General features: G+C 63.8%; 17 protein-coding genes. 4 read left to right on the top strand and 13 right to left on the bottom strand.

Going from position 1 to position 18,982, the window contains the following annotated elements; genetic code table 11:
* Window positions 1-26 precede the first annotated feature (26 nt).
* The 5 genes from IG178_RS20430 to IG178_RS20410 all read right to left on the bottom strand — a co-directional run bounded on the left by IG178_RS20430 (window position 27) and on the right by IG178_RS20410 (window position 6,772).
* On the bottom strand, window positions 27-581 hold the full coding sequence (locus IG178_RS20430) for a quinol:electron acceptor oxidoreductase subunit ActD (RefSeq protein WP_193214443.1): 555 nt from the start codon (window positions 579-581) through the stop codon (window positions 27-29).
* 47 nt (window positions 582-628) lie between these two features.
* A complete protein-coding gene (gene nrfD, locus IG178_RS20425; RefSeq protein WP_193214442.1) occupies window positions 629-2,125 on the bottom strand; it encodes an NrfD/PsrC family molybdoenzyme membrane anchor subunit in 1,497 nt (498 codons plus the stop codon).
* A gap of 40 nt (window positions 2,126-2,165) precedes the next feature.
* Window positions 2,166-5,522 carry a TAT-variant-translocated molybdopterin oxidoreductase gene (locus tag IG178_RS20420; RefSeq protein ID WP_193214441.1) on the bottom strand — a complete coding sequence of 1,119 codons (3,357 nt, stop codon included), beginning with the start codon at window positions 5,520-5,522 and terminating at the stop codon, window positions 2,166-2,168.
* Window positions 5,523-5,562: 40 nt separating this feature from the next.
* Window positions 5,563-6,264 carry a cytochrome c3 family protein gene (locus tag IG178_RS20415; protein WP_193214440.1) on the bottom strand — a complete coding sequence of 234 codons (702 nt, stop codon included), beginning with the start codon at window positions 6,262-6,264 and terminating at the stop codon, window positions 5,563-5,565.
* A 190-nt stretch (window positions 6,265-6,454) separates the two neighbouring features.
* On the bottom strand, window positions 6,455-6,772 hold the full coding sequence (locus IG178_RS20410) for a hypothetical protein (RefSeq protein WP_193214439.1): 318 nt from the start codon (window positions 6,770-6,772) through the stop codon (window positions 6,455-6,457).
* A 225-nt stretch (window positions 6,773-6,997) separates the two neighbouring features.
* Here IG178_RS20410 and IG178_RS20405 point away from each other — a divergent pair, with 225 nt between their 5' ends.
* The gene (locus IG178_RS20405) at window positions 6,998-7,984 is read left to right on the top strand and encodes a tetratricopeptide repeat protein (protein WP_193214438.1); all 987 of its coding nucleotides are present in this window, start codon (window positions 6,998-7,000) and stop codon (window positions 7,982-7,984) included.
* Entirely contained in the window at window positions 7,981-9,063 is a 1,083-nt protein-coding gene (locus tag IG178_RS20400; protein ID WP_193214437.1) for a hypothetical protein, read from the top strand. Before IG178_RS20405 ends, IG178_RS20400 begins: the two co-directional genes overlap by 4 nt.
* Before the next feature lie 44 nt (window positions 9,064-9,107).
* On the opposite strand, the gene IG178_RS20395 is transcribed toward IG178_RS20400, so the two are convergent.
* The 8 genes from IG178_RS20395 to IG178_RS20360 form a co-directional block, all read right to left on the bottom strand.
* The gene (locus tag IG178_RS20395; RefSeq protein ID WP_193214436.1) at window positions 9,108-10,052 is read right to left on the bottom strand and encodes a hypothetical protein; all 945 of its coding nucleotides are present in this window, start codon (window positions 10,050-10,052) and stop codon (window positions 9,108-9,110) included.
* On the bottom strand, window positions 10,049-11,293 hold the full coding sequence (locus IG178_RS20390; protein WP_193214435.1) for a hypothetical protein: 1,245 nt from the start codon (window positions 11,291-11,293) through the stop codon (window positions 10,049-10,051). Before IG178_RS20390 ends, IG178_RS20395 begins: the two co-directional genes overlap by 4 nt.
* A 104-nt stretch (window positions 11,294-11,397) precedes the next feature.
* Entirely contained in the window at window positions 11,398-12,324 is a 927-nt protein-coding gene (locus IG178_RS20385) for an MBL fold metallo-hydrolase (protein ID WP_193214434.1), read from the bottom strand.
* A 29-nt stretch (window positions 12,325-12,353) separates the two neighbouring features.
* Complete coding sequence (pyrF, locus tag IG178_RS20380; RefSeq protein WP_193214433.1) at window positions 12,354-13,133, bottom strand: orotidine-5'-phosphate decarboxylase; 780 nt, start codon at window positions 13,131-13,133, stop codon at window positions 12,354-12,356.
* Window positions 13,134-13,169: 36 nt separating this feature from the next.
* The gene (locus IG178_RS20375) at window positions 13,170-14,507 is read right to left on the bottom strand and encodes a cytochrome P450 (protein WP_193214432.1); all 1,338 of its coding nucleotides are present in this window, start codon (window positions 14,505-14,507) and stop codon (window positions 13,170-13,172) included.
* Entirely contained in the window at window positions 14,504-15,694 is a 1,191-nt protein-coding gene (locus IG178_RS20370; protein WP_193214431.1) for an SGNH/GDSL hydrolase family protein, read from the bottom strand. The genes IG178_RS20375 and IG178_RS20370 overlap by 4 nt, the downstream gene beginning before the upstream one ends.
* A 13-nt stretch (window positions 15,695-15,707) precedes the next feature.
* On the bottom strand, window positions 15,708-16,409 hold the full coding sequence (locus IG178_RS20365) for a TetR/AcrR family transcriptional regulator (protein ID WP_193214430.1): 702 nt from the start codon (window positions 16,407-16,409) through the stop codon (window positions 15,708-15,710).
* A gap of 145 nt (window positions 16,410-16,554) precedes the next feature.
* The gene (locus IG178_RS20360) at window positions 16,555-17,043 is read right to left on the bottom strand and encodes a MauE/DoxX family redox-associated membrane protein (protein WP_193214429.1); all 489 of its coding nucleotides are present in this window, start codon (window positions 17,041-17,043) and stop codon (window positions 16,555-16,557) included.
* Window positions 17,044-17,136: 93 nt separating this feature from the next.
* Here IG178_RS20360 and IG178_RS20355 point away from each other — a divergent pair, with 93 nt between their 5' ends.
* Entirely contained in the window at window positions 17,137-17,775 is a 639-nt protein-coding gene (locus tag IG178_RS20355) for a YiiX/YebB-like N1pC/P60 family cysteine hydrolase (protein ID WP_193214428.1), read from the top strand.
* Between the two features lie 55 nt (window positions 17,776-17,830).
* Entirely contained in the window at window positions 17,831-18,958 is a 1,128-nt protein-coding gene (locus IG178_RS20350; RefSeq protein ID WP_343226024.1) for a M20 family metallopeptidase, read from the top strand.
* Window positions 18,959-18,982 lie beyond the last annotated feature (24 nt).

The raw sequence follows: 18,982 nt of genomic DNA, 5'->3' as shown, positions 1-18,982 counted from the left end.
GGAAATCGGAAAGGGGTGCGCGAGGATCAGTCCTCTTCTTCGACGAGTTCGATGCTCTTGCCGCCGATGTCCTCGAGGAACTGGCGGGTGCCGTCGGGGCTGAATTTCGGGTCGCGGGCCTCGATCGCGACGAAGAAGGCATCGTCGGTGGCCCGGTGGAACTGGCGGCTTGCGAACAAGGGGTGGTTGAGCCGCGGCAGCTTCATCAGCGCGAGCAATCCGAACAGGGTCGTGAAACCCGAGAACAGGATCGTCAGCTCGAACATGATCGGAAAAAACGCGGGGACGGTGAAGATGTTCGCCGGCTTGGCCTGGACGACCGTCGGGTAGATGTCCACCTGGGTGATGTAGGCCAGCCCGAAGCCGGTGCAGGTGCCGAGCATGCCGCCGAAGAAGACGAACCACGGCAGGATCGACCGCTTCATGCCCATCGCGCCGTCGAGGCCGTGGACCGGATAGGGGGTATGGCAGTCCCACTTGCGGAAGCCGGCATCGCGCACTTTTTCAGCCGCCTTGTAGAGGGCGGAGGCGCTGGGGAATTCGGCAAGGTAGCCGTAGACGCGTTTGCGGGTGGTGCTCACTGTTGGGAAAGTTCCAAGGATTGAAGTTCGAAGTGCCAAATACCCGGTCAGGCCTTGGCTTCCGCGGCGTCTTTGGAATGAAGCTCGTGCTGGTAGGCCGGCTCGACGGCGGCGCCGTGGTCGGGATGATCGTGATGGTCGTCGAAATGCGGGTCGGATTCGCGCAGGGTCCACTTCACCTCGGCAATGTTGATGCAGGGCAGGAAGCGGAGGAAGAGGAGGAACAGCGCCAGGAACATGCCGATGGTGCCGACGAAGAGCGCGATCTCGACCCAGCTCGGGCTGTAGGTCTTCCAGTCGCCCGGCAGGAACATGCGGCCGAGGGTGCCGACGATGATCACGAAGCGCTCGAACCACATGCCGGCGTTCACGCACATGGCGACGGCCATGACGACCCAGAGGTTCTCGCGGCAGGCCTTGAACCAGAAGAACTGCGGCGACAGCACGTTGCAGGACATCATCGCCAGGTAGGCCCACCAGTAGGGACCGGTGATGCGGAACTTGAAGGCGTCCATTTCATACTTCGCACCCGAGTAGTAGGCCACGAAGAGCTCCATCAGGTAGGCGTAGCCGACGATGGTGCCGGTCAGCAGGATGATCTTCGCCATGTTGTCGATGTGCTTCATGGTGATCAGGTCCTGCAGGCCGTAGAGCGTGCGGGCCGGAACCATGATGGTGAGCACCATCGCGAAGCCACCGAAGATGGCGCCGGCGACGAAGTAGGGCGGGAAGATGGTGGTGTGCCAGCCGGGGACGATCGAGGTGGCGAAGTCGAAGGACACGACCGAGTGCACGGAAAGCACCAGCGGGGTCGAAAGGGCGGCCAGCAGCAGGTAGGCCATTTCGTAGTGGCTCCACTGGCGGTTGCCGCCGCGCCAGCCCATCGCGAAGATCCCGTAAAGCATCTTGCGCAGGCCCGGCTTGCAGCGGTCGCGGATGGTCGCGAGGTCCGGCACCATGCCGAGGTACCAGAAGATCAGCGAGATGGTGAAGTAGGTCGAGACCGCGAACACGTCCCACAGCAACGGCGACTTGAAGTTCTGCCAGATCGCATTGGCGTTGGGGATCGGGGCCAGGAACCAGGCCATCCAGACACGGCCGACGTGGAAGGCCGGGAAGATGCCGGCGCACATCACCGCGAAGATGGTCATCGCTTCGGCGGCGCGGTTGATCGACGTCCGCCAGTTCTGGCGGGTCAGGAACAAGACCGCGGAAATCAGGGTTCCGGCGTGGCCGATACCGATCCAGAACACGAAGTTGGTGATGTCCCAGCCCCAGAACGAGCGGTTGGACATGCCCCAGACACCGACCCCCGTCGAGACCAGGTAGGTCAGGCCCAAACCGACGCCGATCATGGCGATCAGGGCGCTCGGGATGAAGAGCAACCACCAGAGGAATGGCTGGCGGTTCTCAAGCACTCCGCAGATGCGCTCGGTGATCCAGTGGTAGGAGCGGCCGTTCAGGATGAGCTTCTCGCGCTCGAGGACCGGAAGTTTCGGTCCCTGGCGGCTCGGGCTCGGAGCGTGTTCGGTGGCGGTGGCCATGATCAGGAAATGGGCAGGTGACGGGATGGACTGACCGGGATCAGTGCATGTGGATGGTGGCTTTGCCGATGAAGGCGGCGTCGGGCATCTTTTCGTTCGGGTTCTTCACCCGGGCGAGGTAGCTGGTGCGCGGCTTGGTGCCGATGTACTGGAGCAGGTCGTAGTTCCGCTCGAGCACCGGCTGATTGTCCTCACTGCGGATCTTGCGAAGCGTCGAGTCCGAATCGAGAAGGTTGCCGAAGACGATGGCGTCGGCCGGGCAAGCCTCCTGGCAGGCGACCCTCACCGAGTCCGCAGGGATGCGGAGGGTGTGGGTATTGACCGTCATCTCGGTCGACGGCTTGCCGGCGGCGAGCGCCTCCTGCTTCTGGCCGCGCTTCTGGCGGATCTTGGCGTCCTTGAGGCGCTGCACGCAGTAGGTGCACTTCTCCATGACACCGCGCATGCGGACCGAGACGTTCGGATTGCGCTGGAGGTGCGGTGCCTCGCCGACCTGCTTCTCGCCGAAGGGACCCCGGTAGAGGTTGTGGGCGACCAGCGGGTTGCGCTTGTTGTAGTCGAAGAAGTTGAAGCGGCGCGCCTTGTAAGGGCAGTTGTTCGCGCAGTAGCGGGTGCCGATGCAACGGTTGTAGGCCATCGCGTTCAGGCCGTCCTCGGTGTGCACCGTGGCGTTGACCGGGCAAACGGTTTCGCAGGGAGCGCTTTCGCACTGCACGCAGGCCACCGGCTGGGGCACGAGCGCCGGGTTGCCGGGGTCGAAGATCTTGTCGTTCTCCTTCTCGCCCTGGTTGCCGCCCGGCAGCGCATAGTAGCGGTCCATGCGGATCCAGTGCATTTCGCGGCCGCGGGCGACCTGGCTCTTGCCGACCACCGGGATGTTGTTCTCCGACTGGCAGGCGACGAGACAGGCGTTGCAGCCCATGCACGACGACAGGTCGATCGTCATCCCCCACTGGTGGAGCGGGTCGCTGAGGTGCGGCTTGCCGTCCTTACCCTCGGTCTTGTAGAGCGAAATGTTCTTCGGCGCGTGGGCGTCCATGCCCTGCTTCTTCACGTTGTGAAGCTGCTCCTCGAAGTCGCCCTTGTGATCGCCGGAGTCGATGGTGGAGATCTCGCGGGCCAGCGCGCGGCCATACATCGCGTGATGCTCCTGGACGCAGGCGATCGGGTAGCGGCGGCCAGTTTTCGCGACGGTGGCGCCGGTGGCAAAGTAGGAAGTCGCGGCCGTGCGCAGCGGGTAGGCGTTGAAGCCGGTGTTCACCCCGACCAGGCCCACGGTTCCCGTGTCCTTGGCACCGCGGTCGAACTCGTCCTCCTTGTCAAAGCCCTGGCCGTAGCCGAGCGGGATCACGATGGTGTTCTCGGCTTGGCCGAAGGAAATCATCACCGCGATCTCAAGCTCCTTGCCGCCGACCGAGACCTTGATCATCGGGCCGGTCCGGTGCTCCCCTTCCCCGTCGGGGCCAGTCGAGCTGTTCCAGGTTTCGAGGGCGACGATCTCGTCGTAGATGCCCATGTCCTTGGCGGTCTGCGGCGCGATCAGCGCGGCATTGTCCCAGGTCATCTTGGAAATCGGATCCGGGGCTTCCTGGAGCCAGGCATTGTCGATCCAGCGACCATCAAAGACCGATGCATCGGTCGAGAAGACCACATCGTAGCCTTTCGCCTCCGGGACCGCGGCCACCGGAGCGGACGGAACGTTGGCAGCCACCGTCTCATAGGTGGAGCTGGCGTGGAATCCGTCGCGGAGCAGCTTCTTCCACGGTTCGCTGCCCTTGCCGCCGATCGCCTCGAAGGTCTTCTTCACGGCGTCGTAGGCGGGCGAAGCCTTGCCTTCCTCGCCTTCGCCGGTGAGCAGCTTGCCGTCATCGGACAACAGGGCGGAAAGAAGCTCCAACTCGCTGGCGCAGGCGTCGTAGAGCGGAAGGATCATCGGCTGGACGACCGTGTAAACCCCGCTGGAAGTGCGGGCGTCGGACCAGCTTTCGAGGTAGTGGGCCGCCGGGACGTGCCAGGTCGATGCAAGCGCGGTCGCATCGGTGCGGGGTCCGAGGTGGATGACCGTCTTGGCCTTGGCCAGCGAAGCGGCGAACTCCGCGTCGGCCGGGGCGTCGAACACCGGGTTGGCGGGAGTCAGCAGGAAAAGGGTCTCCACCACGTCGCCGTCGAGGTCGGCCTGGAGTTGGGCGAGATCGCCGAGGTCTTGCGCTTCGGTGCGGACCAGTCGCAGCGGCTTGTCGTCGCCGATGTTGCCGAGCTTGTCGTTGATCGCCAGCGCGAGCGCCTGGACCGCTTCCGGGAGGCGGGAGCCGGCCAAAACCAGCGACTTGCCGCCGGAGGCCTGGAGGTCATCCGCCATGGCATTGATCCACTCCAACTGCTTGGCGTCGGTGATCGGGGCGACGTTCGAAACCAGTCCGTTCAGGCCGAGCTTGCGGGCGACCTGGGCCGCGACACCGAGCAACTGGCTGGGCGCCACGCGCAGACGGTGATCGGCCATGCCGCCGGTCATCGAGAAGGCGCTCTCGACCGCATAGAGGCGGTTCATCGACGCGGCGTCCGCCTTTTTGTCGTAGCCCTTGCCCTCAGGCCGGCGACGGACGAAGAACGGTACGGTGGGCCCCTGGGGATCGAGCGACGCGAAATCGCAATCGAGGGAAAGGATGCGGTCGGCCTTGGAGAAGTCGGCGACCTGGCGGACACCGTTGCCGAGCACCTTGTCGGCGCTGCCTTCGAAGGCTTCGTAGGCGTAGAACTTCGCCGCGCTGAACTTGGCGGCAAGCTCCTTCACCAGGCGGCTGCGGGTCGGCGAGACGTCGCGGCCGAAGACAAATCCGACCTTGGCCGAAGCGTCGGCGGCCAGTTCGGCGAAGACCACGGCCAGTTCGTCGCGCGATCCCGGCTTGCCCTGCTTCAGCAGGGTCCGCGAACGCGACGGCGAGTAGAGATCGAGAACCGAAGCCTGCGCAAACGCATCGGTCCCGGAGGCGTCCGGGTGGAGCGTGTTGGCGGCGAGCTTGGTGGGGCGGCCTTCGAACGTGGTCACCACCAGCGGGGTGGCGCCGGCAGCGCGCGGCATGCTCGAGGCGTAATAGGTCGCCTTGCCCGGGATGACCCATTCGGGCGCCTTGTTGTAGGGCACGATGTAGCTTTCCGGACGGCGGCAGGCGGCCATACCGAAGCCGGCGAGCGCAGTCGATGCACCCATCAGCTTGAGGAACGAACGGCGCGAGGTTTCCAGGTCGTCCTCACCGGACATTTCCGCAACCCCTTGGGGGAATTCGCGGTCCAGCCAGGTGCGGAAAGCGGGGGTATCCTCAAGCTGACCGACGCCACGCCAGGAGACGGTGTTGTCGTCGGCGGAAGCCTCGGGGTGTTGCCAGATGCGTTTGCTCATGGGCGGATAGGCAGGCAGGAAGTCAGAAAAACGGTGGAAATCAGTGGTGGCAGGTCGCGCAGGAGGTCTTCGGCGAAATCTGCCAGTGCTCCTTCAGCTTCAGGCCAAGGTCCTCGGTGGTCTTCACCCCGGCGTCCTTGCTGTACTTGGCGACATCCGCGTCGCTGTAATTCAAGTTGAAAACCTCCTCAAGCGGGCGGAGGTGCTTCTCCGGAGCGCGGTGGCACTCAAGGCACCAGCCCATCGACAGGCTGTTTTCCTGGTAGACCACTTCCATGTGGTTGATCTGGCCGTGGCAGCTCTGGCAGGAAATCCCCCGGTTCACGTGGGCCGAGTGGTTGAAATACACGTAGTCGGCCAGCTTGTGGATGCGCACCCATTCGATCGGCTTGCCGAAATCCGGATGCTCGAGCGTCGGGTCCATCCGGTTGCGCAGCGGCTGCAGCTTCGGGCTGTCCTTGGCGACGTGCTGGTGGCAGTTCCAGCAGGTGTTGTTGCCGGGAACGTTCGAATGGCCCGAAACATCCACGAAAGAGTGGCAGTAACGGCAATCGAGCCCCAGCTGATCGACGTGAATCTTGTGCGAAAACGGGATCGGCTGCGACGGCTGATACCCGGCGTCGAGGGTCTTCGGAGTCGCGTAATACGTGAAAGCCAGCACCGCGCCACCGGCCACGGCACCCGCACAAACGGCGATCTTCAGAGGGAGAAAATTGGTCCAGCGCGGGAAAAAATTAGCCATGACGGAGAGGCGTCGGAGTGCTCGGCGGGGCGATTTAGGGCGCTTGTGAAATTTTTCACAAGCTCTTTCGAAGCGCCTTCAGGTAGGTGTTCCGGCGCGGCGGCCGAGTTTGCAAACCGGCCCCCGGCTGGCAACCGGAAAAACCGCTAGAGACCCAAAAATTCCGCCGGCCCCCTTGCGCTTTAAAGGATCACGCGGAGTCTCCCGGATTTTTCCAATTCAGGCCCCTTTCGTCCCGCCAGCGCCGGAAGGCCGCGAACTGCTCCTTCTTCGGCAAGTCCCGCCGGCCCGGGTCCTCGGCGAGGAATTCCTCGAAGCGCCGGCTCTGTTCCTGGCCCGCTTCCTTGCGGTCCGCCAGTTCCTGGCTCGCCGGCGGCACCGGCGAGGCGATCAGCCGGAACAAGCGGGACACCTTCGCCGACAATCGGAGCAGGGCGATCAGCAGGATGATCTGGAGCGCAGCCAGCAGGCCGAGTGCGCCGGGCAGGAAGTAGGGACTTTCAAGCATCCGGGAAAGCATCCGCCAGTTTCACCCGGGAGGCAATGCCAGCGACCCGGGTTCCACCGGCGGTCGAGGCCCGGTCATGACCTGATCTCATCACGACGCATGGCATGAGGATGCCTAAAAGATGGATGGCAACGAGTATCTCCGAATCATTAAATGCAAGGAGAACGCCGTTGGCTTTAATTTAAAGCCAACCATCCACGGAGAAACACAACCAATTGATGCAGAGTGAAAAAGGCGGCAATTATTGCATCTTCAATCATCGTCATTCTTCTGATCCTCATCTTCTTTTGGCTTGGCGGCCACTCGGCCGGGGGAGCAGCTGGCTTATTGGAATCGGCACGTCTCAAGTTGTCCGGCGGAAGGGAGACAAGCGCGAGAAGCCGGCGCGCGATCGACCCGAGACTCAACGAGATCTATGACGGGAAGCATCCGGCCACAGCTGAGGACTTCGAGGACTTCCTCGAGGCCGCCGGCTATAGTCCGGAAGCTTGGATTGTCACTTACCTTGGAACCACGTCCCAGCCAGCGATCCTCGCAGAACTGAAGAAGTTCCCTGACAACCCGGACGCATGCTACATCCTCTCCCTCGGTGTTTCCACGCCATTTGAAGCCCTCAGCTGGGCACAGAAGCTGGCGGCGCTTCAGCCGGACAACGGCTACGCCAAGCTGGTCCTGGCGAACGCCCTCGAGAAGCAAGGGCGGTTCCAAGAAGCCGCAGAATTGAAGAAGGCCGCCCTGACATCCGCCGAATTTCACGGCTACGGGGAAGGAGCAGCAAAGTGCCTTGCGAACCATCAGGCGAGCCTGGGAGAGCGTGAGAAGCTTGGATTGGTAACCTCAGCGCTGGACAGCAAGTTCTATTATGAATCGCAGCTTGCCGCGCTCAGGAAGGCTCCTGAAGTCGAACAAGATCCACGCGAGCGGATTGAGGCGCTTCAAGCAATGTTGGAAAAAATCGACAACGGCAGAGGGTTCGCGCAATTCATTACCCCGGAAGCGAAGGAATACACGAGTCAAGTGACACTCGTCCGACTCATGGCCTCAACTTCGCGGACGTCGAATGATCCGGCGCTCATCGCCGAGTTGAAGCCAAAGCTGGATGCCTGGACGGATCCCCCTGACCCACGCATGAATCCAATGTGGAACGAACTGGAGCCGGCGATGGTTTCAAAGCACCTCCAGGATGTCCTCGAGCCGTTCAAAACGCCATGAAGGAATCAAAGGCTCGTTCAATGGCCTGGGGCGCCATTGTGTGTTCGTTGCTTGTATTTCTTGGCATCCTCGCGCTCATCGATCCTTCCGTCACATTCCTGCGAACCGGCCGGCCGAGGACTCCTGACAGGGACAAAGAGGCAACAGCACCGGTGAGTACCGGACAATTCCATGACACCGGGTCTCGCGATCGAAGCGCCCGTTCCGGCATTGGATTCGGATTCCGGGCCAGCAGCGCAGGAGGCAAACACCTCGATCTCGCGAAAATCGCGGGCTTTGTGGAAGACAACTGGGACGATGCCCCCACCCTCGCTGCCGTCTATTCGCTGAACCCGGATGAAAGAATCGCCGGAAGATTGGACGAGATGTCGGAAGAGAGTCCCATTGCCGCAGCGTCCTTGGCACTGATGTCGGGCCAAAGCGAGATCCAGCGGGATTATGCGATGCGCCTGATCAAGCTCGCTCCGAATGATGCATTGGGCTACATCATCGCGGCAGAATCCAACTTCCGCGCCGGTGATTCCGAGGCAGGTGAGCTCTTGCTTTCCCAAACTGCGGGTCTCGACCAACTCGATGGATTTCGGGATCAAATCTTGGAGGCCCAAGACCAGGCGTGGAAAGCCGAAGGCAGCGATGAGATCGAACGCGGCCTGATTCTAACTGGCGACGCGTGGACCAAAAAGCTACACGGGATTGTCGGAGGCTTGGCCTTGCGGGCCGTCGAAGGCGGGGATCCCGAGCAACTGGCACGGAAGGCGTCGGTTGCCCTGAACTTGATCGACATGCTGAAGCATTCCTCTTCCCGATCTCTCAATATTGAGCGCTCGTTGATTTCCCTGGAGTCCGTGGTGTTGCAAAACTTGCCGGCAGATTTTCAAATCGACGGGCAAACCTCCAGCCGCCGCCTTTTGGAACAACTCAGCCAGAGGGAGGCTGAAATGAACAAATCCGGCAGCGAAGCCTATGAGCTACTTGACCGGTCATCACCGGAACTCTGCAGGGAGTATTTCCGCGTATCACGCAAGTCAGGTGAACTCGATGCAGTCGAGTGGCTGGCGGGCCGAAATCCGAACCCATGACAGGGCGCAGCGTTCGATAAGCACTCGGAGCGAACCGCCGGTAATCAATCGACCTCCAACAACTGCTCGACCTTCAGGCGGGCGAAACCGGTCGTACCGGGCGACAGCGGCTGTTCGACCCATTCGTAAAACTCCGGGGCCGGCAAGGAATCGAGCGTGACGGGCGAACCCGCGAGTGGGACCCACGTGAATACCGAGCCCGTTTCGGCCTCTTCCGCCGAGTAGACCAACGAAGGATCATCGGTCCGACGGAGGTACTGCAGGACGTACGTTCCAGAACCTGACGGCAGCAGACGCAGATCGGTCCGCGACTCGCCGACGCCGGGGAGGGAACCGGTCGCATACTCCATCAGGTTCGCAATTCCGTCCCGGTCCGCATCCGCTTCGGGGGCGCGATCGGCTTCAAGCGACGCTTCGCCGAGTTGCTCAAGGATCCATGTCTCATATCCCGGCACCTGGACCGCCGGTGCCACCACTGTGAAAAATCCTTGGTCGCTCGTCTGACCGAACACCACCGTGGCCTGATCGAGATGAATGGAAATCACCGGGGCGGGCCCCGCCAGATCATCGGCCGGGATCGTTATCGGAAGACTGAGAACCAAAACCTCGGAAGCATCGCCGGTCGAAACCATCAAATAAAGCCCTGACAAGGACTCCGAAAGCGGGGATTCGGATTGGAACTCGATCGTTCCCGACTCCCCGCTGCCTTCGCTGATCGTTGCAATCGTGCCAAACGGGTCGGCGATCTCCATCAACGCAGACCAACCACCGGCCGCCAAATCCCCCACCTCCTGCCCGGTCATGCCGGGAAATGTCACCAGCTGCGCCGGGCAGCCCGAGGGCAACAATGCTCCGTCGGAACTCCGCAACGCTGTCGAGGTGTCCCCAGGCTGCTCGAGGTTCGACACCACCGCGACGGATGCAGACAAAGGCTGCGCGGCGGCCAGGAGCAGCCCTGCAAACGGGCGAAACAGGTGACTGCGATTCATCGGACGACAATGCGAAAGATTCCACGCCCTTCCGGGGCGCATCGGGCGAGGGTGACTTCACCATCTGCCACCACCGGCGCCCCCAGATCATTCCAGAGGCTGCTTTCCAATGGCCGGACTTGAACTTGATAGGTCGCACCCGGTTCGCTGCGCCATCCGAGTCTCTGCGAAGTAAAATCGGAAAGTTCGGGGTCGATGGGGACCACCTGCTCTGCCACCGACAGCCTCCCGGACACCGACTGATTCGACAAGAAATCGGTGTTGAAGCGCAGGAAGCCCACCTCCCCGACCCGCTGGAAGTCCAGCACGGTATACAAATCGAACGGAGTTTCCGCCGCCGGAGTGGCACCACCACCGACACTGGTCCAGCCGCGCGACTGATGATGGTAGATGATGGGTGACAGCTCGGCATCCTCGGAGACGACGCGGAATGAGTCGGAATGTGGAGCCGACCCGCCAGACACCAGTGAAGCAGGCACCAGCAACTCACCGATCTTCTTCGCGGGACTAAACGGCGTGGTCAGGAGATTGCGCCCCGGCCAGACCTTCACCCAATGTTGCGGCGAGTCGTACATCGGCACTGTTCCGACCTGCACGAAGGAGAGATCAGGCGCGGTCCTGCGGAAGAACTGCACCGCCGAACGGTAGGGAACCGCCGTTGCCGATCGGTCGCCCTCTTCTTCATGGCCGACCTCGCGCCAGCCCTCGCCACTTTTGAAGAAAAACTCGCGCGTCGTCTGGGTGGCAGGGTCCTGCAGTCCGATTACATCCGCTTCCTCGACCGAGTCCCCCTGGAGAATATCCGCGGTCGGTGGCGAACCGAACAGGGCTCCCAGACTCCAGTTTGGGCGGACCCCCACCTTCGTGCCCGGTTCGATCTCAAACATCGGGCTACCCTCGAACATAACCCGTCGCCCACTAAATCCGGTCACGCGCAACGACTGGCCTGAGCCCGCTCCCGACCTGATATCGAGACAGGCGCTTCCGGAGGGACCAAGGAGATCACCCGGGAGATCCGTGGAGTATTCAACGAAGCTTTCTCCCGGCGCGGACACCCCCGATGCAACAACATCGTCGAGCTTGGTATATGCGTGAGCCAAGGGAAGCGGCAGCGAGCCCTTTTTCCCCGCGACCAGCCAGTTGTCGATATAACCAACAGGGTCCGTCACCGCACCATCCAGCCCCGAAATGGTCAGGGATAGGGTCAGATAGAATGGCAGAACTTTCGGACCAGCTCTCATGGATAGCGACAAGCAATCTCCCAATCAGGTTGCGGACAAGCCCTGAATCTTCATTTGCGGCACTTTAATCAGAAAGTAAGACTGCAAAGATGAGGCCCGCGCGCTCACCATTCGATCCCCACCCCCTCTTCGGGGATCAGGATGCGCTCGCTGATGCCCAGCCGGTCGGCTTCCATCAGAAGCCGCTCGACCGGTTCTCCGATCGGTTCGTTGCCCAGCGGGAAGGTGCCGTAGTGCATCGGGATCATCACCTTGGCGCCGAGTTCGGCGAAGGCCCGCACCGCTTCCTCGGGGTTGAGGTGGACGTCGCGGCCGCTCGGCGCGTCGTAGGCGCCGATCGGCATCAGCGCGACGTCGATGTTGTCGTGGCGGCGGCCGATCTCGGCGAAGCCGTCGAACCAGGCGCTGTCGCCGCAGTGGAAGACGCTCTTGCCACCGGACTCGATCAGGTAGCCGCCGTAGTCGCGGTGGGTATCGTGCAAATAACGTGCTCCCCAGTGATGGCTGGGGGTGTGGACGACGTTCATCTCACCGAAGCACAAGGCGTCCCAGACCTTCACCTCGTGGACCGCGGGGAACCCGAGCTTTCGCACCAGCGAGCCGCTGCCGCGCGGCACCACGATGCCTTCGCGGGCTTGCAGGACCTTGAGGCTGGGCTTGTGGAGGTGATCGAAGTGGGCGTGGCTGACCAGCACCAGGTCGAGCTCCGGAATCGCCTTCAGCGGCAAGCCGGGCTCGCGCAGCCGCTTCACGAAGCCGTGCCATCGCGCCCAGTTGGGATCGACCATCACCGAGTGATCGGCGAACTGCAGCAGGAACGACGCGTGGCCGACCCAGGTGACGCGGACCTTGCCGTCGTCGGGCACGGTGAGCACGGGAGCCTGCTCGAGCCCGCCCCGCTTTGAAAACATGCCGGGGACGATGCGGTGCCGGAAGAACTTGTAGTTCCGCCCCGGCCAGCCCTTCTGCGGCATCAAACCCGAGTATCGGGTCTTCACCTTTCCGGTTGCGGGGTAGTCGGGGTTCGGCATCGGTCCGGAATGCTAGCGCGGCTTCGCGGTCACGCGACCGCTTCTTCGTAGGCCTGTGAAATTCTCGACGCCCAGGACTTCGCGCGGTCGCCGAAGGACGCGCCGTCGTCGGCATAGAGCACGCCGCGGGACACGTTGATCACGTCCGGCGCGGACCGGGCGGCTGCCGCGAGCGAGGCCAGGTCGCCCCCCTGGGCCCCGAGACCCGGCACCAGCAGCGGCGCGTCGGGGATCTTGGCGAGGACGCCGGAGGCATTGGTCAGGCCGACGACGTAGCCGACGTCGGTCGGCAGTCCCGCCGCCCGTTCGCCGAGCGCGGTGACCAGCTCGAAAACGGAGCGGCCGTCGGCCAGGGACTGGCGTTGGAAATCGGCCGAGCCGGGATTTGACGTCACTGCCAAAAGGTAGATCCCCTTCCCTTCCCAGCCGAGGAAGGGCTCGATCGAGTCGTAGCCGAGGAAGGGATTGAGCGTGACGGCATCGACCTTCCAGTGGGCGAAGTAACTGTGAGCGTAGTATTTCTGGGTCTCGCCGATGTCGCTGCGCTTGGCGTCCAGGATCACCGGCACTTCGTCCGGCATCTCGCCGAGCAGCTTTTCCATGATTTCGAGCCCGCGCAGGCCCATGGCCTCGAAGTAGGCGATGTTCGGCTTGAACGCGGCCGCGTGTTCCCAGGTTTCGTCGACCACCCGCTTGAGGAAATCCGGCACCGCTTCGATACCCCCGTCGCCCGGCCGGGGATCCAGCCCCACGCACAGCCGGGAGCCGGTCTTCTCAATCCTCGCCTGCAGTCGTTCACGGTATCGCATGCGCCGGTTTTAGCATCCCGGGCACGGCGGGCAACCTCAACGCGGCTCGAATCGAAGCATCATGCCGTCCTTCGGCCTCAGCGTGATCAGCGCGTCCGGTTCGACCTTGAACCCGGGATCGGGCAGCACGCGCAAGCGCTTGAGAAAGGCGGTGGTCATGATGATCAGCTCCTGGAGGGCGAAGTGGTTGCCGATGCAGGTCCGCGGGCCCGCTCCGAAGGGAAAGTAAATCTCCGGCCCCGGCCGCCGGTCCGGGAGGAAGCGGTCGGGGTCAAACTTCTCCGGCCGGTCCCACCAGCGCGGGCTCGAGTGGAAATGGAAGATCGGGATCAGCAGCGTCGTGCCCGCCTTGATGCGGAATCCGCCCAGTTCGTCATCTTCCACGCAGCGCCGGCCGACCGACCAGATCGTCGGGAACATCCGCAGGGATTCCTCGATCACCTGCCGGGTGTAGGGGAAGGCGCCGAGATCGCCGCGGTCGAGCGCATCGCCGGCGGCGTCGATCTCGGCGTGAAGCTTTTCCGCCACCTCCGGGTGGGTCGACACCAGGTGCAGCACCCAGCACATCGCGTTGGCGGTGGTCTCGTGGCCGGCGACGAAGATCGTCATGACCTCGTCGCGCAACTGCTCGTCGCTCATGCCGCGGCCGGTTTCCTCGTCGCAGGCGGATAGGAACATCCCCAGCAGGTCGTCATGGCTGTCGTCGCCCTTGCGGCGGCGGGCGATGATGCCGTGGACGATCCGGTCCATGTCCTGGCGGGCATGGAACTCGCGGGCGGTGAGCGGCGTCGGGAACTTCCGCGGCAGCAGGAAGCGCCACGGCTGGCGCAGCATCCGCAGCGCCGTCTCGTTCAGGGTCGTGATGTGACGGCTGACCTCCGCGGCCTCGCTCTCGACGTCGGTGCTGAACATCGCCCGCGAGATGATTTCCAAGGTCAGCTGGGAAAACATCGGCGCGACGTCGACCGCCCCGTCCCCGCCGAAGCGCGCGGCGTAGGCCCGCGAGCGCTCGACCATCATCGCGAAGATCGCGTCGAGCCGGCGGCGGTGGAAGGCCGGCTGGGTCAGCTTGCGCTGGCCGCGCCAGAATTCGCCGGCACTGGTCACCAGGCCGTTGCCCATCAGGATCCTCAGCACCGCATACGAGCGGCCCTTCTCAAGATAGCGTTTGTATTTCTCCACCAGCACCTGGCGGGCGAGTTCGGGATCCGCCACCACCGTCGCGCTGCCGAGCCGCGAGCCGATGGTGTAGACGTCGCCGTAGTCTTCCGCCCAGCGGGGGATCCATTTCAAGGGTGCGCGCTGGGCGTAATACGCTGCGCCGCCCATCAGCCAATGATAGGGCTCGGTAACCAAGGGTGCTTCTCGGATCATGGCACGCGGGTGATTTCAAAACGATAGGGCCGCGGTTTCGCCGCGAGCCGCTGGAGATCGACCATCTCGTCGTCGAGCTCCTTCACGCCTGCGACGACCTCCGGGTCGTCCTTCGCCAGCTGGCCGCCCATCCACAGCTTGTCGCGGGCATCGACCAGCTCCTTGACCACGCATGACTGCAGGTCCCATGGCCCGCCGGGAAACCAGGCGTTGCCGGTGCGCGAGGAAATGTTCATCCCGCGGGCGAGTTCGCTGGCAGAAGCCTTCCCCAGCGAGCGGCCGCCGGCCACGATCTCGTATTCTCCCTCCGGCAAATCCCTCACCGTGAGCAGGTAGCGATTGATCCCGTCAGGCACCGGGATCCAGCGGTATTGCAGCGCCGTGAAGGGCCCGAAGTTCAGCGGCAGGCCCTCGTCGAGACGGGTGAAAGCAACGCCATCGGCCGACCACTCCACCTCGTTGACGGTGCAGCCGTCCGTCTCGACCCCGCCGGCGGAAAGGGTCACCGCCGAGACGTTTTCCGGTGCGCCGAGCCCCTTCAGCATCGCGTAGCCCATCGCCAGCTGGCCGAAATCGGTCAGGTGGATGCCGTCCTTCACATGGAGGTAAGTCCGGTCTTCCTCTTTGGTGGTCTTGTTCGACTCGATCACCTTCCTCTGGATCTCCCGCATGCCGCGCTGGAGGTCGATGGTTTCCACCCCCAGCGACTTCGCCAGCGCCATGCCCTCGTCGGCCATGGTTTGCAGGTATTCCTTCTCCGCTTTGTCCGGATTGCCCTCCGTGACCGCCGGCGAGCAGATGAAAGGGCGCACTTTCTTCTCCCGGCAGCGCCCGATGATCGTGCGGATGCCATCGAGGTAGGCCTGCTTGTGCTCGTCGTCCGCCTTGGTTCCCCAGCCGATGTCATTGATACCGAAGGCCACGGTCACGACGGTCGCGCCTTGGTCGAAGACGTCGCGCTGCAGGCGATCGAGGCACTTCGACGCCGTGTCCCCGCCTTCGCCGGCGTTGACGAAGCGGACCTTGCGGTCGGGAAACCGCATCAGCGTGTAGTGCTCGACGACCTTGGTGTAGCCGCGGGCCGCGGTGATGCTGTCGCCGAGGAAAGCCACGGTATCGCCGTCCTGGAGCGCGAAATCCGCGCGGGCGGTGGCGATCAGGGCGAGAAAAAGGAGACGCCTTTTCATGACCGGACGGTTTTCAGGCGAGAAGTCCGCGGACCAGGACATCGACCGTCGCCGTCTCGGCGGCTTCCTCGCTGATAGTGGCGAGTCCGGGGTCAAGGGGACGTTGCAGGTTGGCCCAGGCGATGGTCTGTGCGACCACGGCGACGGTGGCGAAAAGATCCTCCGGCTCGCGGAACTGGCCGGCCTTCACCCGCGACGCGACGTAGCGGGAGAGATGATCGAGCAACTTCGCCCGCAGCCCCATCACGAACACCTCCGCCAATCCGGGAAACTCCAGCGCGGAGCGCATCAACAACAGCAGCCCGCGGCGGTGCCGGCGCATCAGCCCGTACTGCTCGCGGAGCACCCCGCCAAGCTCCGCCGCGGGATCATCGGCGCGGTCCGCGGCCAGCGCCGCCTCCAGTTTCGGCCACTCGGTCCGGTCGAAAACCTCCCGCAGGAAGTCCACCGTCGAACCGGGCAGCGGCGTCGCCACCGGGATCTCCAGTTCTTCGAGCCACGCCGGGTCCTCCGCCGACGCATGGCGCACGACCAGATCGAAGAGCGCCTCCTTGCCGGCGACATAGAGATACACGGTCCCCACCGCCACCCCCATCGCCTTGGCCACGTCGGCCACCTGGGTCCGTTGGAAGCCCTGGCGACAAAACACCTCCAACCCCGCCTCGGCGAGCTCCCTCAGACGCTTGGCAGACAAATCCGCTTTGAGAATCGGCATGTCGCCAATCACCACTGAATGAATGATTCAGTCAAACATTGTTTTGAGTGAATCACGATCCGTTTGCTTGGCAGGCGGGGAGCCTGCGGTCGATGCCTTTGTAGTGGAGCCGCCGCTCAGCGCCCCCCCTTCGTTGCAACCCGTCTCAGCGGCCCGGCAGTTTCAAGCGGGTCCCGCCGAAGACATGGCCGTCGCCCTTCGGACCGAGAAACCAGATCAGGGCAATCACCAGCCAATAGACCCCGAACTCGACGAACTTGAGCGTGTAGTCCATCGGCGTGCCGTCGGGATTGCCGGTGCAACCGCAGGCGATGTTCAGGTTTTGCCTCCACGCGTGGCCCACGGCGACCGCGAAGACCCCGACCAGCCCCGCCAGGATCAGCAGCGCGCCACGGCGGAACAAGCCGGCCACCAGGCAAAGCCCCACCACCATTTCCACCCAGGGCACCGTGTAGGCGACCGCGGCATCCCAAGGTTCGCCGACCAGTTTGTAGTTGCCGACGGCCCGGGTGAATTCGTCGAGGCCGGTGTGGAAGACCTTCATCCAGCCGCTCCAAACGAAGTATCCACCGAGCTGCAAACGCAGCACCAGCGCGACCCCGGGGCCATATTCGTCGAGTTTGGAGGCAGCCACGGCCAATGATTAAACCCGCTTTACCTTTTCGCCAAGTCCGATGCCGCGCAGACAAGAATTGGCAATTCGCGGAACCCTCTCTAGCGTGGCACCATGAAATCCTTGGCCGCGCTTCTTTCGCTCATTGCCGCCGGCATCTTCATCGCCAGCGTGACCGGCCGGGAAAACCCCGAACCCGAGGCCATTTACGCCCTGCAGGAGGGCGACATTGTTTTCCACGGCAATGCCGGCGGTCAAAGCGATGCGATCCGCGAGGCCACCGGCTCGCCCTACACCCACTGCGGCGTGGTGTTCCGGAAAGACGGCCGGCTGATGGTGTTCGAGGCCGTCCAACCGGTCCGTGCCGTCCCCGTCGAAGCCTTCATCGCTCGCAGCCAGCCCGGGACCTTCCACGCCCGGCGGCTGAAGAATCCGCCGCGCCCGGAGGCCATCGCGGAGGCCAAGGCTTGGGCCGCCAAGCAGTCCGGGCGCAATTACGACTACCTGTTCCAATGGGCGGACGGCGCCCTCTACTGCTCGGAACTCGTCTGGAAGGTTTACGACCGGGCCGGCATCCAGCTCTGCCCGACCCGCCACTTCCAGGACTACCAACTCGACTCGCCGAAGGTCCGGGAAGTCATCAAGCGCCGCTACGGCTCCGTCGACAAACTGCCCCGCGACGAGCCGGTCGTCGCGCCCGGGGATTTGGCCGCATCGCCCTTGCTGGTCGAGGTGCCGCGGGTCGCGGAATGACGTCTTCCCGAGTTCGGGGTTGGACCTCGGGGTCCCGATGATCTCCAATCCCCCCGTGACCGGCCCCGTCGAACTTCTCCAACAACTCGTCCGCATTCCTTCGGTCAATCCGGACAACTCCCCGGGCACCGACCGCACCGGCGAGGCCGCCATCGCGACCTTCCTGCAGGGCTGGATCGAGGCCATCGACGGCGATGTCACCCTCGAGGAGATCAAGCCCGGCCGGCCGAACCTGATCGCCCGCTTCGCCCCGCGCGACGGCCGCCCGCGGATCCTGTTGGGCCCGCACCTCGACACCGTTGGCGTCGGCAGCATGACCATCGATCCCTTTGGCGCAATCCTCGGCGACGGCCGGCTGTGGGGCCGCGGCGCTTCCGACACCAAGGGCCCGATGGCCGCGATGCTCTGGGGGCTGAAGGAAAATGCCGCCATGCTCGCCAAGCTCGACGTGGCCGTCGATTTCGTCGCCTTCATGGGCGAGGAGTCCTGCCAGTGGGGCTCCAAGGACTTCGCCCGGCACCACGCCCACGACTATGCCTTCGCCATCGTCGGCGAGCCGACCTCGCTCGACATCGTCCACACCACCAAGGGTTCGCTGTGGGCCACCCTGCGTGCCACCGGCAAGGCCGCCCATTCCTCGATGCCGGAAAAAGGCGACAACGCCGCGATGAAGCTCGCCCGCGCGCTCGATGTCCTCGAGCGGGAAATGGCGGCCCAGCTCGCCACCTTCACCCACCCCGTGCTCGGCCGCTCGACGATCAACGTCGGCGTTTTCCGCAGCGGCTCGCGGCCCAACATCGTGCCCGACCTGGCCGACGCCGAGATCGACATCCGCCTCACCCCCGCCCTGCACGATGCCGGCGGCGCGCTGGCCTTGCTCGAAAGCACCATCGCACGGCTCGGACTGCCGGTGGAAATCGTCGAGCCCCATGAGAACCCGCCGATGGAGATTCCCGCGAGCCACCCCTGGATCCACCGCATCCAGGAAGCCCGGCCTGCGTCCCGGCCGGTCGGCGCGCCGTGGTTTTCCGACGCCGCCCATCTCTCCGCCGCCGGGCTGCCCTCCGTTTGCCTCGGTCCGGGCTCGATCGAACAGGCCCACACCTGCGACGAGTTCATCGAGATCGCTGCCCTGGAAGAAGGTGCCGCTTTCTTCACCGACTTCATCGCCTCCCTCATCTGAACTCACCGTCAGATCCCCGAATTC

The sequence above is a fragment of the Neoluteolibacter marinus genome, assembly GCF_014904755.1.
In the GTDB taxonomy this organism is placed as follows: domain Bacteria; phylum Verrucomicrobiota; class Verrucomicrobiia; order Verrucomicrobiales; family Akkermansiaceae; genus Haloferula; species Haloferula marina.
Note: the sequence above shows the minus strand (reverse complement) of the source record. Positions and strands in the feature narration are given on the sequence as shown.

What these genes read in the sequence shown, in the direction of transcription:
- nrfD (WP_193214442.1), bottom strand. Translation starts at nt 2,125, where the DNA reads ATGGCCACCGCCACCGAACACGCTCCGAGCCCGAGCCGCCAGGGACCG.
- IG178_RS20420 (WP_193214441.1), bottom strand. Translation starts at nt 5,522, where the DNA reads ATGAGCAAACGCATCTGGCAACACCCCGAGGCTTCCGCCGACGACAAC.
- IG178_RS20415 (WP_193214440.1), bottom strand. Translation starts at nt 6,264, where the DNA reads ATGGCTAATTTTTTCCCGCGCTGGACCAATTTTCTCCCTCTGAAGATC.
- IG178_RS20410 (WP_193214439.1), bottom strand. Translation starts at nt 6,772, where the DNA reads ATGCTTGAAAGTCCCTACTTCCTGCCCGGCGCACTCGGCCTGCTGGCT.
- IG178_RS20400 (WP_193214437.1), top strand. Translation starts at nt 7,981, where the DNA reads ATGAAGGAATCAAAGGCTCGTTCAATGGCCTGGGGCGCCATTGTGTGT.
- IG178_RS20395 (WP_193214436.1), bottom strand. Translation starts at nt 10,052, where the DNA reads ATGAATCGCAGTCACCTGTTTCGCCCGTTTGCAGGGCTGCTCCTGGCC.
- IG178_RS20390 (WP_193214435.1), bottom strand. Translation starts at nt 11,293, where the DNA reads ATGAGAGCTGGTCCGAAAGTTCTGCCATTCTATCTGACCCTATCCCTG.
- IG178_RS20385 (WP_193214434.1), bottom strand. Translation starts at nt 12,324, where the DNA reads ATGCCGAACCCCGACTACCCCGCAACCGGAAAGGTGAAGACCCGATAC.
- pyrF (WP_193214433.1), bottom strand. Translation starts at nt 13,133, where the DNA reads ATGCGATACCGTGAACGACTGCAGGCGAGGATTGAGAAGACCGGCTCC.
- IG178_RS20375 (WP_193214432.1), bottom strand. Translation starts at nt 14,507, where the DNA reads ATGATCCGAGAAGCACCCTTGGTTACCGAGCCCTATCATTGGCTGATG.
- IG178_RS20370 (WP_193214431.1), bottom strand. Translation starts at nt 15,694, where the DNA reads ATGAAAAGGCGTCTCCTTTTTCTCGCCCTGATCGCCACCGCCCGCGCG.
- IG178_RS20365 (WP_193214430.1), bottom strand. Translation starts at nt 16,409, where the DNA reads ATGCCGATTCTCAAAGCGGATTTGTCTGCCAAGCGTCTGAGGGAGCTC.
- IG178_RS20355 (WP_193214428.1), top strand. Translation starts at nt 17,137, where the DNA reads ATGAAATCCTTGGCCGCGCTTCTTTCGCTCATTGCCGCCGGCATCTTC.